This window comes from Arthrobacter sp. PL16 (genome assembly GCF_035985055.1).
GTDB classification, from domain to species: domain Bacteria; phylum Actinomycetota; class Actinomycetes; order Actinomycetales; family Micrococcaceae; genus Arthrobacter_D; species Arthrobacter_D cheniae.
This window is the reverse complement of the sequence record NZ_JAXCIC010000011.1, coordinates 36,262-52,257: the sequence shown is the minus strand read 5'-3', so window position 1 is coordinate 52,257 and position 15,996 is coordinate 36,262. Positions and strand designations below refer to the sequence as shown.

General features: G+C 65.2%; 14 protein-coding genes. 12 read left to right on the top strand and 2 right to left on the bottom strand.

Annotation, left to right across the window (positions count from 1 at the left end):
- Window positions 1–29: 29 nt before the first annotated feature.
- Both RCH21_RS16085 and RCH21_RS16080 read left to right on the top strand, forming a co-directional pair.
- Complete coding sequence (locus RCH21_RS16085; RefSeq protein ID WP_326965232.1) at window positions 30–926, top strand: dihydrodipicolinate synthase family protein; 897 nt, start codon at window positions 30–32, stop codon at window positions 924–926.
- A gap of 37 nt (window positions 927–963) precedes the next feature.
- On the top strand, window positions 964–2,145 hold the full coding sequence (locus tag RCH21_RS16080) for an MFS transporter (protein ID WP_326965231.1): 1,182 nt from the start codon (window positions 964–966) through the stop codon (window positions 2,143–2,145).
- Window positions 2,146–2,310: 165 nt separating this feature from the next.
- Here RCH21_RS16080 and RCH21_RS16075 read toward each other — a convergent pair whose 3' ends face one another.
- Window positions 2,311–3,042, bottom strand: coding sequence for a TetR/AcrR family transcriptional regulator C-terminal domain-containing protein (locus RCH21_RS16075; RefSeq protein ID WP_326965230.1), 732 nt, complete (start codon window positions 3,040–3,042; stop codon window positions 2,311–2,313).
- Between the two features lie 241 nt (window positions 3,043–3,283).
- Between RCH21_RS16075 and RCH21_RS16070 the strand changes: the two genes are divergently transcribed.
- Together RCH21_RS16070 and RCH21_RS16065 are read left to right on the top strand one after the other, a co-directional pair.
- Window positions 3,284–4,000: a DUF4386 domain-containing protein gene (locus tag RCH21_RS16070; RefSeq protein ID WP_326965229.1), complete on the top strand. Its 717-nt coding sequence runs from the start codon at window positions 3,284–3,286 to the stop codon at window positions 3,998–4,000.
- Between the two features lie 248 nt (window positions 4,001–4,248).
- A complete protein-coding gene (locus RCH21_RS16065; protein ID WP_326965228.1) occupies window positions 4,249–5,520 on the top strand; it encodes an NAD(P)/FAD-dependent oxidoreductase in 1,272 nt (423 codons plus the stop codon).
- 191 nt (window positions 5,521–5,711) lie between these two features.
- Here the strand turns inward: RCH21_RS16065 and nhaA are convergent, their stop codons facing one another.
- On the bottom strand, window positions 5,712–7,073 hold the full coding sequence (nhaA, locus tag RCH21_RS16060; RefSeq protein ID WP_326965227.1) for a Na+/H+ antiporter NhaA: 1,362 nt from the start codon (window positions 7,071–7,073) through the stop codon (window positions 5,712–5,714).
- Window positions 7,074–7,177: 104 nt separating this feature from the next.
- Here nhaA and RCH21_RS16055 point away from each other — a divergent pair, with 104 nt between their 5' ends.
- Genes RCH21_RS16055 through RCH21_RS16020 form a run of 8 tightly spaced genes read left to right on the top strand, consistent with a single transcriptional unit; the run spans window position 7,178 to window position 15,966 of the window.
- Window positions 7,178–8,236, top strand: a complete 1,059-nt coding sequence (locus tag RCH21_RS16055) for an Ldh family oxidoreductase (RefSeq protein ID WP_326965226.1) — start codon at window positions 7,178–7,180, stop codon at window positions 8,234–8,236.
- Window positions 8,237–8,264: 28 nt separating this feature from the next.
- Window positions 8,265–9,314, top strand: coding sequence for a sialic acid TRAP transporter substrate-binding protein SiaP (locus RCH21_RS16050; protein ID WP_326965225.1), 1,050 nt, complete (start codon window positions 8,265–8,267; stop codon window positions 9,312–9,314).
- Window positions 9,311–9,925, top strand: a complete 615-nt coding sequence (locus RCH21_RS16045) for a TRAP transporter small permease (RefSeq protein ID WP_235830833.1) — start codon at window positions 9,311–9,313, stop codon at window positions 9,923–9,925. Before RCH21_RS16050 ends, RCH21_RS16045 begins: the two co-directional genes overlap by 4 nt.
- Before the next feature lie 9 nt (window positions 9,926–9,934).
- Entirely contained in the window at window positions 9,935–11,215 is a 1,281-nt protein-coding gene (locus tag RCH21_RS16040) for a TRAP transporter large permease (RefSeq protein WP_326965224.1), read from the top strand.
- A gap of 30 nt (window positions 11,216–11,245) precedes the next feature.
- Window positions 11,246–12,550 carry an enolase C-terminal domain-like protein gene (locus tag RCH21_RS16035; RefSeq protein WP_326965223.1) on the top strand — a complete coding sequence of 435 codons (1,305 nt, stop codon included), beginning with the start codon at window positions 11,246–11,248 and terminating at the stop codon, window positions 12,548–12,550.
- Window positions 12,551–12,569: 19 nt separating this feature from the next.
- Window positions 12,570–14,057 (top strand): aldehyde dehydrogenase (NADP(+)), encoded by a 1,488-nt coding sequence (locus RCH21_RS16030; RefSeq protein ID WP_326965222.1) that lies wholly within the window; start codon window positions 12,570–12,572, stop codon window positions 14,055–14,057.
- Complete coding sequence (locus RCH21_RS16025) at window positions 14,054–15,256, top strand: fumarylacetoacetate hydrolase family protein (RefSeq protein ID WP_326965221.1); 1,203 nt, start codon at window positions 14,054–14,056, stop codon at window positions 15,254–15,256. The genes RCH21_RS16030 and RCH21_RS16025 overlap by 4 nt, the downstream gene beginning before the upstream one ends.
- Window positions 15,253–15,966: a GntR family transcriptional regulator gene (locus RCH21_RS16020; protein WP_326965220.1), complete on the top strand. Its 714-nt coding sequence runs from the start codon at window positions 15,253–15,255 to the stop codon at window positions 15,964–15,966. The genes RCH21_RS16025 and RCH21_RS16020 overlap by 4 nt, the downstream gene beginning before the upstream one ends.
- Window positions 15,967–15,996: the final 30 nt, after the last annotated feature.

The following is a 15,996-nucleotide window of genomic DNA, read 5'->3' as shown; positions in this document are numbered from 1 at the left end:
TCCTCACCCCACCCCCTGGGAGTCTCCACATGTTCACCGGGCTCAGCGCCTTTCCCCTCACACCCCTCCACCACGACGCCGTCGACGAGACATCCTTCAGCCGCCTGGTCGACCGGCTCGCAGCGGCCGACGTCGACTCGATCACGGCACTGGGATCGACCGGCTCGTATGCGTACCTCACGCCCGAGGAACGACACCGCGTCGCCCAGCTTGCTGTCGCCCACGCTGCTGGAACCCCGGTCTTCGTCGGCATCGGAGCCTTGCGGACCTCCCACGTCCTCACCAATGCAGCCAACGCGGAAAAGGCCGGCGCGTCCGGTCTTCTGCTCGCTCCCATGACGTACCAGCCACTCACCCCCGATGATGTGTACGAGCTGTTCCGAACCGTCACCACACACTCCTCCCTGCCGGTCATCGTGTACGACAACCCCGGGACCACGCACTTCATGTTCACTCCTGAGCTCTATGGACGGATCGCCGAGCTGCCCGGCATCGCGTCCATCAAGATCCCTGCTGTACCGGCGGACCCCGAGCAGGCACAGGCCCGGGTCAGGAGCATCAGGGCCGTCATCCCCGACCACGTGAGCATCGGCGTGTCCGGAGACGCCAGCGCGGCTGCCGGCATGGCCGCCGGATGCGACACCTGGTACTCGGTCATCGGCGGTACCCTGCCCGTCCTTGCCCGGACGATCACCCGGGCGGCCCAGGAGGGCCGGATGTACGACGCCGCCACCGAAGCCCACCGGCTCGCCCCCTTGTGGGATCTGTTCACCGAGTTCGGGGGAAGCATCAGGGTCGTCGCCGCCATCGCCGAGCACCTCGGGCTGGCACCCGCCGCGAGCCTGCCCCTTCCTATCCAGGGCTTGACCGAGAACCAGCGTCACCGGGTCGCCGAGGTCATCGATGAGCTCGGCCTCGACCAGTAGACGCCGACCGGGAGTTCCAGGCCGGATGAGGCGTCGGGTGAGCGATCACCGTGGTGCGCTGATCCGGTATGTCTTTGCCGCGACACTGGTGCGCAGCGCCGACGGCGGCGCGGTCGTCGCCATCGTGCTCCTGGCGCATGCTGTCGGGCTGCCCGGCTGGGTCGCCGGGCTTCTCGGGGCGGCCATCACAGCACCCCATCTCCTCGGCCCTTTTATCGCCCGCCGCCTGGACACCGCCCGGGACGGGCTCACAGTGATCGCAGTGTCCGCAGTCCTCCACGGGCTGCTGCTCGGTGCCGCTGCACTGCTCCTGCCGATCACCTGGGCACTCTGGCCCGCTGTTCTGCTGTTCGTGTCCGGCATCTTCGGGCCGATGCTCACCGGCGGGATCAGTAGCCGCCTGCCTTCCATCGCCGGTCCTGACCAGCATGCCCAGCGCAGGGCACAGAGCTGGGATGTGGCGACGTACGGTTTCAGTGGCACGCTCGGACCGGCCGTGGTGGCATGGATCTCGTCAACATCCAGTCCCTTGACAGCGACGCTGGTCCTCGCCGCAGCAGCCATCCTCGGCGCGGCGGCAGTGCTGGCGCTCCCCCGGCAGGCTCCACCCGACCCGGCGGTCGACGTCCCCTCACCCCTGCGGACCCTGGGGAGTATCTGGAGACACGGTCCGCTTCGCCGCACGCTCGGACTCACCGTCACGGTTGCGTTCTCGGTCGCCGCGCTACCGATCTACGCGGTCGCGATCGCCCCAGCCATGGGCGGCGCGTCATCGGCCGGTCTGCTGGTTGCCGGATACGGCGTCGGGAACCTGCTCGGATCGGCCGGCCTGATGCTCCGGCCGCTGCGCGGGGACGCCGACCGGTTGATGACGTCCCTCTCCGTCCTCGTCGCCGTCACGCTGATCCTGGTCATCCTCGGCCCGAATCTCCCGGTGTCGCTTCTCGCTTTCGGCCTGGCTGGGATCGCCAACGCGTTGTTCTTCGCAGCGACGTTGGCCGCCCGCAGCGAATACGCGCCCCGCGCGGCACGCGGGCAGGTGTTCATCTGGGTGGGAGCCCTCAAGATCGCGGCAGGATCCGCCGGTACCGCCGTCGCAGGCGCCATCACAGGCTCCGCCGGCTGGGCACCGCTCGCCCTTGCGACAGTGCTCACCATCCTTGCCGGTGGCATCAGCGCCGTCGGACGAACGCGAGCGCTCTCGCGTCGTTCCGGCTAGTCCGTCCCGGCGCCTCTCGAAACCGGCAACCACGCTCACACTGCACGAAGGTACCGGCGACACCAGCGATCGGCGGGTCACCGTGATGCACTCTTCTGTCGCATCGGCGGAGGCTCCCTGCACACCTGACACGAGGTGGGTTGTGGAGCTTTCAGGTGCGAAGGATTATGCAGTGCCGCGCAGCCCGAGCTTTGAGTTCCAGCCCTCGCTGTGCAGCTGCTCGAATCCGTCCAGGAGCAGATCAAGGGCAAATTCGAACTCGAATTGGTCGTCGCAGCCCTGCCCCACGACCGAAGCGTCGTCGTGGGCGCTCAGTGCGGCGATGGTAGCGATGTTTGGATACAGTTCGGCCATCTGTTGCAGCATCTCGGACTGGGCGGCCGGTGGCATAGCGACCGGCGTCGCTGCCGCGGGCACAGCGGGGTCGTCGAAGAGCTCCTGCGTGAACCCCCACATGCGGCCACCGATGGCATGCAGGGCGTGGTGCGTGAGATCGGCCGAGAATCCCCCGTCGAGGAACATTCCGATGAACGAATCCCAGTAGGCGAGCACCGCGGGGGTCTTGGTGGTACGCGACTCGATGACCCGGCGCGCCCAGTGATGCCGCTGGAGCGCGCGCCTCGCCGAGAGCACCCGCAGGCGAACAGCACTCTTCCAATCAGCACCGGTTTCGGGAGGATCGATCTCCGCGACGATCGCCTCGACCATGCCGTCGAGGAGTTCTTCCTTGTTCGAGACGTGCTTGTACAGGGCCATCGGCACTACCTGAAGTTCCTGGGCGAGCCTGCGCATGCTCAGCGAGTCAATGCCGATTTCGTCGGCCAGGGAGACGGCGGCCTGCAGGACGCGGTCCCTGTTGAGGCGGGTACGCCGGTCAGCCTTGAGTACGTCGGTCATGTGCCCAGCTTTCCTGTCATCCGCCAATGGATTCATCAACGGGAGTACGGCGTACACCTTACCTCCTCTTGCCCGCGGTAGGGCTCGATTCCACGGTCGGCGGTGGTTCGACCGACCGCCTCCCTCCAAGCAAGGGACTTCCTTGCCCCGTGCAGATGACACTTCTTGACAGGAGTACGGTGTACACCTTACGGTTCCAAACATAGGTGTACGCCGTATACCTCCATCAAAAGGAATCATCATGAACCTGTCCAGATCCACCGCCGTCACCGCTGGCGTGTTCTTCCTGCTCACCGAGGTAGGCGCGATCGTGGGAGCCTCCCTCTACAGCCCGATCCTCACAGACATCGGTTACATCACCGGGGCAGGGGCGGATGGCAGGATCCTCCTGGGTGCCCTCTTCGAACTGCTCCTGGTGATTGCCGCCGTCGGGACCGCTGTGACGCTATATCCGATCCTCAAGCGCCAGAACGAGGGACTCGCACTGGCGTTCTTTGCGGCCCGACTGTTGGAGGGTGCGCTCATTCTCGTGGGGACCCTCAGCTTGTTGACGATCGTCACGCTTCGCCGGCAGTTCGCCGCCGGCGCGGACCCGGAGGTACTCTCCACCATCAGCTCCTCGCTGGTGGCTCTGCGCGAATGGACGTACCTATTCGGACCGAACTTCGCCCTCGGTGCCGCCTCGCTCCTCCTGGCCGCCCTGATGTACTCATCGCGTCTGGTGCCCCGTCCGATCGCCGTCCTCGGGCTGGCCGGCGGTGCGATGATCTCCCTCTCTGCGGTCGCCGTGATGTTCGGCGCCTACGACCAGTTCTCCCCCCTTGGGCTGATCGTCGCGTTCCCCGTCTTTGCCTGGGAGCTGAGCCTGGCACTGTGGCTCATCATCAAGGGCTTCCGCCCGGTGAGCATTCTGATCAGCCGCCCGGCCGTACTCGACGTAGCAACGGCTGAACGATGAAGGCTGCCCAATCCGGCAGGTTGGACCTCCAGACGTAGTGACGGTGACGGTGACGGGGGTGCTTACGCCACTGCCGCGCGCTACAAGGTCCCCTGACGTGCATGCGAGTACCGTCGGGGCAGCAGATCACCGTGCGCCGGCCCGGCACCTGGACTCGGGCGCGTTCATGGCCCTTGAAGCACCTGGGCGCCAATGCGTCCAGATGCCCTGCGAACCGCCGAGCTGCAACGACCCTGGAAGTTGACACAATGACTCGAACCTTGCCTCGTACCGACACGCGGGCAGCTGAACGGTCGGTGGTCATCATCGGGGCCGGTTACGCCGGCGTCATGGCCGCCAACAGGCTGCGTTCCTCCCTGACAAATGAGGAAGCGGAGCAGATCCGGATCCTCATCATCAATCCGCTCGGGTCGTTCGTCGAGAGAATTCGGCTTCACCAAGTCGCTGCCGGCACAACCCGGACCGCCTCCATTCCGCTGAGCGATGTACTTCACTCGGACGTCCGACTCCTCGAAGGAATCACCGTTCTCATCCATCCTGTGACTCAGGTCATCACGGTTGAAACCGCGGCCGGCCGACTGACGCTGCACTACGACTTCTTGGTGTACACCGTTGGAAGTCTGGCCTCCAACTCGGTTCCCGGGGTAAGCACCTATGCCCACACCATCGCTGATGCCGGCGGCGCCCTCCGAGCACAGGCAGCGATCAAGAATGCCCGTCCAGGCAAGCGCATCACCATGGTGGGGGGCGGATACACCTCCATCGAGGCGGCTTCCGAGATAGCGGAGCAACACCCGGACGCTGTCATCACCCTGCTCTGTGGTGGAGAACTTGCAGAATCGATGACACCCCGGGCCAGGGCAAGCGTCCGGAAGTCACTGGAACGGCTGAACATCATCGTCAGGTCGGGAGTACGCGTCATGTCAGTGACGCAGCAGGGCATGGTTACGGATTCGGGTGAACTGATTGTTGGCGATGTTTGTATCTGGGCTGCTTCCTTCGCCGTTCCTAAACTCGCGAAAGAAAGTGGTCTGGCCACCGACTCCTCGGGGCGGCTCAAGGTCGACGCGTGCCTGAGGGCATGGAATCACCCGAACATCATCGGTGCCGGCGATGCCGCTGTCATGCCACGTACCGCAGGCGGCCATCTGCGCATGGGGTGCGCGGCGGCGCTTCCGATGGGAAGCTTCGCCGCCAGGACGGTTCTTGCCCAGCTGAGAGGAGTCGAACCGGAACCGGCGTCCATCGGGTACGCCCTGCAGTGCCTGAGTCTTGGCCGGTCGGACAGCTTCATCCAGGTCGTCGGGCCCGACGATTCGCCCCGGAAACTGTCGGCTCGTGGCCGTGCCGGTGCCTGGGTAAAAGAGGCCATCTGTCGGATGACCGTGAGGGCCTTACAGGAGGAACGGATCCGGCCCGGAGCCTACAAAGCACCGAAAGGACCACGAACTCCCCCGGGGATGGACGTTTCCGCACCCGCAGGACCCCCTGATCATGCCGACGGTTCAACCGCGAGGTGAAGGCTGCACGATGTCAGCGGACCACGTGGACGCTGTGGGCGCCCCCATGTCTGAGACATGATGCACGATTCCGGACCTACTTGCAGACCTGCCGCGACGCATCTGTCCTCCACCAATGAGTGGGTACGTCGAGTACGGCCTTCGGAGGTTGAACCCAGGTCAGCTGTGATGCGACAACCTCAATCGGTGCACTAGTCTCCGCGGTCATGGAAGACGTCGGGGATGCCGTCGTTGTCGATATCGATCTTTTCCTGCTCGTCGATGCGGCGGTAGTACTTGTTGCGGCTGCGCAGCACCACGCTCGACAGCAGCGCTGCCGTCAACGACGCCGTCAGGATGGCCACCTTCGCGTGGTCGTCATGCTCGCTCCCGGCGCCGAAGCTGAGGTCGTTCACCAGCAGTGACACGGTGAAGCCAACGCCCGCGAGGATCCCGACGCCGAAAAGATCCCACCAGCTGAGACCCGGATCCAAATCCGCCTTCGTGGTCTTGGTGACGATGAAGGTTGTCAGCATGATGCCTAGGGGTTTGCCGAGCACGAGGGCCAGTACGATGCCGATGAGGACCGGATCGGCCAGTGCGGATGCGAATCCCTGCACTCCCCCGATGCTGACTCCGGCCGAGAAGAACGCGAAGACGGGAACCGCGAACCCCGTGGAGAGCGGACGGAAGCGGTGCTCGAGTACTTCGGCAAGGCCGGGTTTGTTGGGCCTGGGCAATGCCGGTCTACCGTCGGGCGTCCGGCGCAGCACCGGGACGCAGAAGCCGAGCAGCACGCCGGCCACCGTGGCGTGCACGCCGGATGCGTGCATCAGCGCCCAGGTCGCGATGCCGAGTGGCAGGAGGATGAGCCAGGGGCCGCGCGTGGTGGCGCCGAAGAACTTCGGACTCCGCTGCGCCAGCAGGGCGAACAGCCCGAGCGGTAGGAGCATCCACAGGAGGAAGACAAGGCTCACGTCCTCCGAGTAGAAGAAGGCGATGATTGCAATCGCTATGAGGTCGTCCACCACTGCGAGCGTCAGGAGAAAGACGCGAAGGGCGCCCGGCAGGTGCGAACTGATCACAGCGAGGACGGCCAGGGCGAAGGCGATGTCCGTCGCGGTGGGGATGGCCCACCCGCGCAGGGTGTCGGGTGAGGACAGGTTGACCAAGGTGTAGATGAGCGCAGGAACGACGACGCCGCCGAAGGCCGCCGCAACGGGCACGATCGCGCGGCTGATCCGCCGAAGGTCACCGGCAACGAACTCGCGCTTGAGTTCGAGCCCGGTGAGGAAGAAGAACACGGCCAGGAGCCCGTCGGACGCCCAGACGCCGACGGACAGCTTCAGGTGCCACGGTTCGTAGCCGAACTCGAGGTCGCGGATCGCGAAATAGGCGTCGGCAAAGGGTGAGTTCGCCCAGATGATCGCTATCGAGGCGGCGATGAGCAGCAGGATGCCACCCACGGTCTCCTTGCGCAGGATTTCCGCGATGCGCAGGTACTCCGGATAACTGGAGCGCTGCAGGACCACGGAAGGAAAACGCCTGGACCGATCCGGCTTGCTGGCGGACATGCCGACTCCTCTGGCTTGCAGAACTGACTTTTCCCCAGGGTTGTGATGTGGGGCACTATGTATATAGGATACATCTAGTTCCTATATAGGAAGGGGATTCGCCGATGAATACCCAGCAGCTCTTCCCTCAGCGGGATCTTGTTCGCTTCGCCGCTCAGGCGTTAGCCGCCCGGGGCGTACCACGAGAGGACGCGGACCTCACGGCCCGCTCGCTCGTCCAGGCGGACCAGCGCGGCATCTATTCCCACGGCTTGCTCCGGCTCCCCCTGTATTGCGAGGCACTGCGGCTCGGAGGCATCAACCCCGCGCCCAAGCTGAAGTTCTCGAAGGACCAGGGCAGTGTTGCAGTACTCGACGCCGATGCCGCGCTCGGTCAGGTCGCGATGCAGGCTGCCGTAGACCGCGTGGTTCGAGTCGGGCGCGAGCAGGGAATTGCCGCCGTGGCCGTCCACAACAGCAGCCACTATGGTGCAGGCGCCTTCTGGAGCGATCAGCTCGCCGAGGCAGGCTTCCTGTCCTTCATCACCTCATCCACCGGACCGGTCGTGGCGCCTCACGGCGGTACGAGCAAGGTCCTCGGCACCAATCCGCTGACACTCGGTGTACCCAGTGCGTCCGGGTGGCCACTTACCGCTGACCTTGCGACCAGCAACGGCGCCTACGGCAAGGTGATCGCCGCGAAGAACGAAGGTACTCAGTTGCCCGAGGGCTGGGCCGTCGATGCCGACGGCAAGCCGACCACTGACCCCGTTGAAGCGGAGAAGGGATCGATGATCCCCTTCGGCGGACACAAGGGTTCAGCGGTCGCCGTCCTGCTCGAGGCCTTCGCCGCCTCCCTGACGGACGCCACCTTCGCTTTCGAGACGGTCGATATCTGGTCCAACCCGGCATCGCGGATGAACAACGGCCATCTGGTGATCGGTCTCGACACCGCTGCCTTCGCCGGCTCGGAGAAAACTGCATCGCGGGTCGCAGCCCTCCAGGACCGGGTGCGCTCCTCGGGTCCAGGTGGACAGCCCGTCGACGCTCCGGGAGATCCGGAGCGTCGTCGCCAGGAGGAAGCCGCAGAAACAGTCCCCTTGCCACCCTCGACCGTAAGCCAACTGGCCGCCCTGGCCGAAGACCTGTCCCTCTCGCCCCTCGAAACGCATTCAGCACCGTAACCACCAGCACCTTCGAAAGGATCCAGCAATGACGCTCGAAACTCACCCCACCAACAATTCCACGGGTCGCCGACGCAACCGGAAGATCGTCCTGGGCGTTGCCGCAGCAGCGGCCCTGCTGCTGTCCGGTTGCAACGTCGGCGCTCCCGTCGACAGGGACAGCGTGGAAGAAGTGGATACAGAAGCCAAGACGCTGCGACTGGCTCACGTCTACGACGCCGGTCACCCGGTTGAAGAGTGTGGCGTCGCCACCCTCAAGGAGGAGCTGCAGGGAAGCGGTCTGCAGATCCAGAGCTTCCCGTCCGCGCAGTTGGGCAACGAGTCCGAGCTGCTCGAACAGGTCGCTTCGGGCAGCCTCGACATGGCCGTCGCGGGCCCGTCCTTCCTGGGCGTCTGGGAGGAGAACGCGGCAGTTCTCGATGCGGCGTACCTGTTCGAGGACGTCGACCACTTCGTCGAGACCGCCAACGGTGAGGAGATGCAGACTGTCTTCGACGACCTCTACGAATCCTCGGACATCAAGGTCCTGTCCAGCTGGTACTACGGAACCCGCCACGTGACGGCCAACAAGGAAATCAGCTCAGCAGCGGACTTCGCCGGCCTCAAGATCCGGACACCCAACGCTCCCCTCTACCTGACGAACATCGGTGCGATGGGCGGAACGGCTACTCCCATGGCGCTCGACGAGGTCTACCTCGCCCTGCAGCAGGGCGTCATCGACGCCCAGGAGAACCCCATCCCCACCATCGCCACCGCAAAGTTCAACGAGGTCCAGGACTACATCAACCTCACCGGTCACATGGTTCAGGGCGTCGAGATCACCACAGGGCGCACCGTCTATGAAGGGCTCACGGACGACGAAAGCAGCGCACTCGAGGGTGCGATGCAGACTGCAGCGGATGCCACCCGCGAGTGCGTCGAGGAGCAGGAACAGTCCATCCTCGAGGAATGGAAGGCCGGAAGCGGCATCCAGGTCAATGAGGACGTCGACCGGGATTCGCTCGCCGCCGCAGCAGGGGAAGCGATGCGGCAGCAGCCCTGGGGCGACCTCTACGAGCAGATCCAGGCCTCTCGGTGAGCGAAGCGGTGAGCCCGCAGCCGTCCTCGGGCAATGAGAACAACCTCGCCACCGGACTACGGGTTCCGCAGGAACCCGATGACCCGGACTTCCCGGAGCAACGGGTCGCCCTCTACCGGTACCTGGTCGTCGCGGAGAGGATCGCCGCGTGCACGTTCCTCGTGGGCACGCTCGGCCTGATCATCCTGCAGGTCGTGAGCCGCTACATCTTCAACACGCCCTTCACCTGGACGGAAGAGCTCGCCAGGTTCGCCCTGCTGTGGTTCACCTTCGTCTCCGCCGGATTCGTGATGGCGCGCCGCATCCATATCGCGGTCGATATCGTCGCCAGCAAATTGGGGCGACGAGGAACGGTCGTCCTCGACACCTTCGCCCTGCTCATGGTCATCATCGCCTCAGGGATGATGGCCTACGCCGGAGCAGGATTCGCGGCCGAAGCAGCGCGACTGCAGGCCCCGGCGACATCGTTGCCCATGAGCCTGGTCTACAGCTCGGCGGTAACAGGATTCGTGCTGATCTGTTTCCACGCCCTCGTGCACATGTACCTCAACATCCGCCATCCGGAGCTCGTACCGGATGCGATGGAAAACCTCGAACGGGAAGCGGTCTAGGAAACAAACATGACTCTACTCATCATGGTGATCAGCCTGTTGCTGCTCCTCGCCCTCCGCGTTCCTGTCTCCTTCGCGCTCCTGATCCCCTCCCTCGGGTACGTCATCACGGACCCATCCGTACAACTCGGAACCGCCGTCCAGCAGACCGTCTCGGGTGTCGACAGCTTTTCGATCCTGGCCGTCCCGATGTTCATCCTGTTGGGGAACCTCGCCAACGTCTCGGGCGTCACCGACAAGCTCTACGACGCTGCGGTCGCCGCAATCGGCCATCTGCGAGGCAGCCTGGGCTATGTCAATGTGGCTACCAGTTTCGGTTTCTCGTGGATGAGCGGTGCCGCCATCGCCGACGCTGCCGCAATGGGTCGGGTGCAGGTGCCCGCCATGGTCAAGCGCGGCTACAAGCAGGAGTTCGCCCTCGGAGTGACTGGCGCTTCGAGCCTGATCGCCCCCATGATCCCGCCGAGCATTCCAGCAGTGATCTATGCCGTCACGGCAGGCGTGTCCGTCGGCGCCCTGTTCATGGCAGGCATCGTCCCTGCCCTCATCCTGGTCGCCGCGCTGTGCGCCACCGTCTGGATCCTGATGCGGAAGAAGAACGAACTCCGCCTGCCCAAGGCAACCTGGGCCACCCGCGGTAAGACGGCCCTCGGCGCAGTGCCGGCCCTCGGCTCCGCCGTGGTGATCCTGGGTGGGATCCTCAGCGGCATCTTCACCCCTACGGAAGCAAGCGGTATCGGGGTCGTCTACATCGCAGTTCTCGCCATCATCTACAAAGCACTCTCCTGGCGGAAGATGTACCGCACGCTGCTGACGACCGTCGAGACCTCCGGCTCGGTCCTCCTGATCGTCGCCGCAGCGGCGCTGTTCGGTTGGGTCCTCGCCAGGGAGCAGGCACCACAGGTCGCCGCAAACCTCATCCTGGACATCACGAACCAGCCGATCATGTTCCTGATCCTCGTCAACGTGCTGCTGCTCCTGGTGGGCTGCGTGCTGGAGCCGACGGCTGCGATCCTGATCCTCGTCCCGGTCCTCCTGCCCGTCGCCGAGACGTTCGGGATCGATCCGGTCCACTTCGGCATCATGGTCATCTTCAATCTCCTGATCGGACTGATCACCCCGCCCGTGGGGTTGGTGCTGTTCGTCCTGTCGAGCGTGACGAAGGCACCGGTGCCCGTCGTCATCAAGGGAATCCTGCCCTTCTTCGCCCCGATGGTCCTGACCCTGCTGTTCATCACCTTCTTCCCCGTCATCACGCTCGGCCTGCCGGTCCTGCTCGGCTTCCTCTGACACTCACCGACCAACCCCAAGGAACTCCTCATGTCGAAAATCGAGTCCGTCCGCACCACCGATGTCCGCTTCCCCACCTCGCTCGAACTGGACGGTTCGGACGCCGTCAACGTCGACCCGGACTACTCGGCGGCCTATGTCGAGATCACCACGGACGACGGCGAGAGCGGCTACGGCCTGGTCTTCACCTGCGGCCGCGGCAACGAGATCGTCACCGCAGCGATGGACAGCTATGGTGAGCTCCTCGTCGGCCGGGATACCGACGAACTCGTTAACAACCTCGGGGAGTCCTCACGGCGCCTCGTCCACGACTCCCAGATGCGCTGGCTCGGCCCCGAGAAAGGCGTCTCGCACATGGCCGCCGGCGGCCTCATCAACGCAATGTGGGACATCCGGGCAAAGCGGGAGAAGAAGCCACTGTGGCTGCTGCTGAGCGAGATGTCCTCGGAGGAGATCGTCAGCGCCGTGGACTTCACCCACATCCGCAATGCCCTCACCCCAGAGGATGCCGCTGACATCCTCGAGAAGGGACAGGTGGGCAAGGAGGCGCGCATAGCGGAACTCAAGGCGGACGGCTACCCGGCCTACACCACCACACCCGGCTGGCTCGGCTACAGCGACGAGAAACTGGTGCGCCTGTCGAAGGAAGCGGTGGCGGACGGCTTCGGCATGATCAAGCTCAAGGTCGCCGGCAGCATCGAGGACGATCGCCGCCGTCTGTCCCTGGCACGCGAGGCAGTGGGGCCGGACGTCCGGATCGCCATCGACGCCAACCAGCGCTGGGAGGAGCAGGAGGCTATCGACTGGGTCAACCAGCTCCAGGACTTCCAGCCCTACTGGATCGAGGAACCGACGAGCACCGACGACATCCTCGCCCATGCAGCCATCCGCAAGGCCGTCCACCCCATCAAGGTGGTCACCGGTGAAGCTGTCCACAACCGCATCATCTTCAAGCAGATGCTCCAGGCTGGAGCGATCGACATCATGCAGATCGACTCGACCCGCGTCGCCGGCGTCAACGAGAACATCGCCAACCTGCTGCTCGCGGCCCGCTTCGAAACGCCCGTGTGCCCGCATGCGGGCGGCGTCGGGCTGTGCGAACTGGTGCAGCACTTCTCCTTCTTCGACTACGCGGCCATCACCGGCACCATGGAGGACCGCGTCATCGAATACGTCGACCACCTCCACGAGCACTTCACCGAACCGGCAGCCGTCTCCAACGGCCGCTACCGGGCGCCCGAGCTTCCCGGCATCGGTGCCGAGATGCTGCCCGAGTCCACCTCACGCTGGTCCTACCCCGACGGCGCGGTCTGGCAGGAACTGAACGCCCGCTGAGCATTCGAAAGGATCTCCCATGAACACGACCACCCTGACCATCGCCACCACGTCCGAGGAAGTGGACCACGCCGCGAGGAAGGCTCACACTGCTTTCCTCGCCATCGCCGACGAATCCCCCTCGACACGAGCCGCCCGGCTGAACGTCATCGCCGATGCCCTCCGCGCCAACGTCGACGAGCTGGTCGCACTTGCCGGAACCGATACGAACCTCGCCGAAGCCCGGCTCCAGGGAGAACTGAAACGGTCGGCATTCCAGCTGGACCTGTTCGCCGACGAGGTTCGATCCGGCGTCGCCCTCGACGCCACCGTCGACCACGCGGATCCGGACTGGGGCATGGGCCCCCGCCCGGATATTCGCAGGGTCAACGTTCCGCTCGGGGTTGTCGGGGTCTTCGGGGCGTCCAACTTCCCCTTCGCTTTCAGCGTCATGGGAGGAGACAGCGCCTCGGCTCTCGCTGCGGGGTGCGCCGTCCTGCACAAGGTCCACCCCGGGCACCAGAAGTTGGCGCTCCGCACGGGGGAGATCGTGGTCGCAGCCCTCGCCGAGGCAGGTGCCCCGAAAGGACTGTTCGCCCTGGTGAACGGTCGCTCCGCCGCGGAGGCGCTGGTCGACCATCCCCTCGTCAAGGCTATCGGGTTCACGGGCTCCACGGTCGGAGGCCGGGCGCTCTTCGACCGCGCCAACGCTCGCCCCGTGCCGATCCCGTTCTACGGGGAACTGGGCAGCATCAACCCGGTCTTCGTGCTTCCCACGGCCTGGGACGCCCGTGCCGAAGAGATCCTTGCCGGCTACGCGGGATCCTTCACCATGGGCATGGGACAGTTCTGCACCAAGCCCGGCGTGCTCTTCGTCCCTGCTTCCGCCTCCGAGGAGCAGCTGCGCGGCACCCTGGGGACGGCGCTCGAAAAGGCTCCGCTGGCCAAACTCCTCACGCCCGGCCTGCGGGAGTCCTTCGGCAAGGCACGTGACGAGGTCGCATCGTTCGACGGTGTCCACGCTCTCGTGCCCGGCACCGATGACGAGGTACCCTCCCCCACCGTCCTGCTGATCGACGCCGAGTCCGTCGCGTCCAACCCCGAAGTGCTGCACCGGGAGATGTTCGGTCCCGCGACCGTGGTCGTGCGGTACGACGACGTGACGGACCTGCCCGAGCTCGCTGCGCAGATGGAGGGCCAGCTGACGGCGACGATCCACGCGGACGAGGGAGATTCGTCCGGCGAGCTGCTCTCGATGCTGACGGGTATCGCCGGCCGCGTGCTGTGGAACGGCTGGCCAACCGGGGTCACCGTCTCCTACGCCCAGCAGCACGGCGGGCCGTACCCGGCGACGACGGCGCCGGGTACCACATCCGTCGGCACGGCCGCGATCGGGCGTTTCATGCGCCCGGTCGCCTACCAGGACGTACCCGACGCAGCCCTTCCGCCAGCCCTTCAGGAAGCAAACCCCTGGGGCATCGCCCGCCGGGTGGACGGAAGAATGGAACCAGCAGGAGGAAACCGATGACACCGGTCGAACCGGAAGATGTCCTGCCGGAGGACGCCTCGGAGGCCCTGCTCATCGGGCGTCTGTGGGACCCGGGAACCCAAGGTCCCCGCCCCGTCCTGTTCCACGACGGCGCCCTGCTCGACCTCTTCGAATCCGCCCACACGGTTTCCGCACTGCTCAATGGTGACGATCTTCCTGATGTCCTGGAGCGTGGGCGGCGGGAGGCCCACCGCAGCTGGAACCTTCGGGACGTCCTGAATCCACCAGCTGGAAACCGCGACCATGCACCACACCTCCTCTCACCGGTGGACCTGCAGGCCGTGAAAGCCTGCGGAGTCACCTTCGTGGACAGCATGATCGAGCGCGTCATCGAAGAACGGTGCGCCGGTGACATGACGCTCGCCGAACAGATGCGGACGCAGGTGCTGGAAGCGATCGGGGGGAGCCTCACCGGAGTACGCCCGGGCTCGGAGGAAGCCGCCCGGGTCAAGGAAGTGCTGGTCCGCGAAGGCTTCTGGTCGCAGTACCTCGAGGTCGGTATCGGCCCGGACCCGGAAGTCTTCACCAAGTCCCCTGTCCTCTCGACTGTGGGAAGCGGCGAGGACATCGGCATCCCCTCCTTCTCCTCCTGGAACAACCCCGAACCTGAACTGGTGCTCATGGTCGACAACCAGGGCCGGATCCGCGGCTGCACCCTGGGCAATGACGTCAACCTGCGCGACATCGAGGGGCGCAGCGCACTTCTGCTCGGTATGGCGAAGGACAACAACGGGTCCGCCGCGCTCGGCCCCTTCATCCGCCTCTTCGATGACGCGTATACGCTCGACGACGCCCGGCAGGAAACCATCCGTTTGATCGTGAGTGGAGCCAACGGGTACACCCTCACCGGAACGAACAGCGTGCAGCGGTTGAGCCGCCCCTTCGAGGAACTCGTAGGGGCTGCCTTCGGCCGGCACCATCAGTATCCGGACGGTTTCGCCCTGTTCACCGGGACTCTCTTCGCCCCCAACGAGGACAGGAACGCTCCGGGCATGGGCTTCACCCACGAGACGGGGGACATCGTGCAGATCAGTAGCAGCCGCCTCGGTACTCTCACGAACAGGGTGCAACCGACAGAGGAACTCGCACCGTGGACCTACGGCATCGGCGATCTGCTGGAGTATGTAGTGAATGATGGACAAATCCGCCGCCGGGCAGCTACTGCTGGAACGCCATGACTGACAGCTCCCTCGATCTCGAATCCCGGGCGCGGCCCTCCGTCGACGTCTACGCGGCATTGCGGGCCAAGATCCTCGACCTTCAGCTGCCGCCCGACGAGAAGGTGAACATCGATGCCCTCGCCCGGGAATTCGGGGTCTCCCAGACCCCGGTCCGGGAAGCACTGAGTCAGCTCGAGGGTGACAACCTCATCATCAAGACCCCCGGCAAGGGGTACCGGACAACGCCACTGCTGGACATGGCCGAGCTCCGGGAACTGTTCGAGTTCCGGCTGATGGTGGAGCCGTGGGGCGCGCGTGTAGCGGCGGTGAACCGGCTGAGCAATCCGGCCCGAGCGCTGCAGCAGTCCCTCTCGACCTTCGAGTCCGGCACGGAGACCGCACCGAGCGTACGGCACCTCCTCGTGGCACACGACACCCAGTTCCACGACAGCATCCTGAGCGCCAGCAGCAATCAGTTCGCGCTCCACGCGTACCGCGCCACGCACTGCCACCTGCATCTCTTCCGCCTTCATCCGGCGGACTACCGGGGGAAACAGACGGTGGAAGAGCATCGGAACATCGTGGATGCGATCGGGGCCTGCGACCCGGACGCGGCGGAGGCTGCCATGCATGCCCACCTCATCGGGGCTTACCACCGCTTCGCAGAAGCATTCTCCCAGGACATCGGCCGGGGCCTGCGGGTTCCACCGACGGCCAGGCTCTACTGACCCGTCCGTTCCGGCTTCTCTTCTACCTCC

Excerpts from the sequence above, each read along its gene's own strand:
- RCH21_RS16085 (WP_326965232.1), top strand. The coding sequence starts at position 30 with ATGTTCACCGGGCTCAGCGCCTTTCCCCTCACACCCCTCCACCACGAC.
- RCH21_RS16075 (WP_326965230.1), bottom strand. The coding sequence starts at position 3,042 with ATGACCGACGTACTCAAGGCTGACCGGCGTACCCGCCTCAACAGGGAC.
- RCH21_RS16070 (WP_326965229.1), top strand. The coding sequence starts at position 3,284 with ATGAACCTGTCCAGATCCACCGCCGTCACCGCTGGCGTGTTCTTCCTG.
- RCH21_RS16065 (WP_326965228.1), top strand. The coding sequence starts at position 4,249 with ATGACTCGAACCTTGCCTCGTACCGACACGCGGGCAGCTGAACGGTCG.
- nhaA (WP_326965227.1), bottom strand. The coding sequence starts at position 7,073 with ATGTCCGCCAGCAAGCCGGATCGGTCCAGGCGTTTTCCTTCCGTGGTC.
- RCH21_RS16055 (WP_326965226.1), top strand. The coding sequence starts at position 7,178 with ATGAATACCCAGCAGCTCTTCCCTCAGCGGGATCTTGTTCGCTTCGCC.
- RCH21_RS16050 (WP_326965225.1), top strand. The coding sequence starts at position 8,265 with ATGACGCTCGAAACTCACCCCACCAACAATTCCACGGGTCGCCGACGC.
- RCH21_RS16040 (WP_326965224.1), top strand. The coding sequence starts at position 9,935 with ATGACTCTACTCATCATGGTGATCAGCCTGTTGCTGCTCCTCGCCCTC.
- RCH21_RS16035 (WP_326965223.1), top strand. The coding sequence starts at position 11,246 with ATGTCGAAAATCGAGTCCGTCCGCACCACCGATGTCCGCTTCCCCACC.
- RCH21_RS16030 (WP_326965222.1), top strand. The coding sequence starts at position 12,570 with ATGAACACGACCACCCTGACCATCGCCACCACGTCCGAGGAAGTGGAC.
- RCH21_RS16025 (WP_326965221.1), top strand. The coding sequence starts at position 14,054 with ATGACACCGGTCGAACCGGAAGATGTCCTGCCGGAGGACGCCTCGGAG.
- RCH21_RS16020 (WP_326965220.1), top strand. The coding sequence starts at position 15,253 with ATGACTGACAGCTCCCTCGATCTCGAATCCCGGGCGCGGCCCTCCGTC.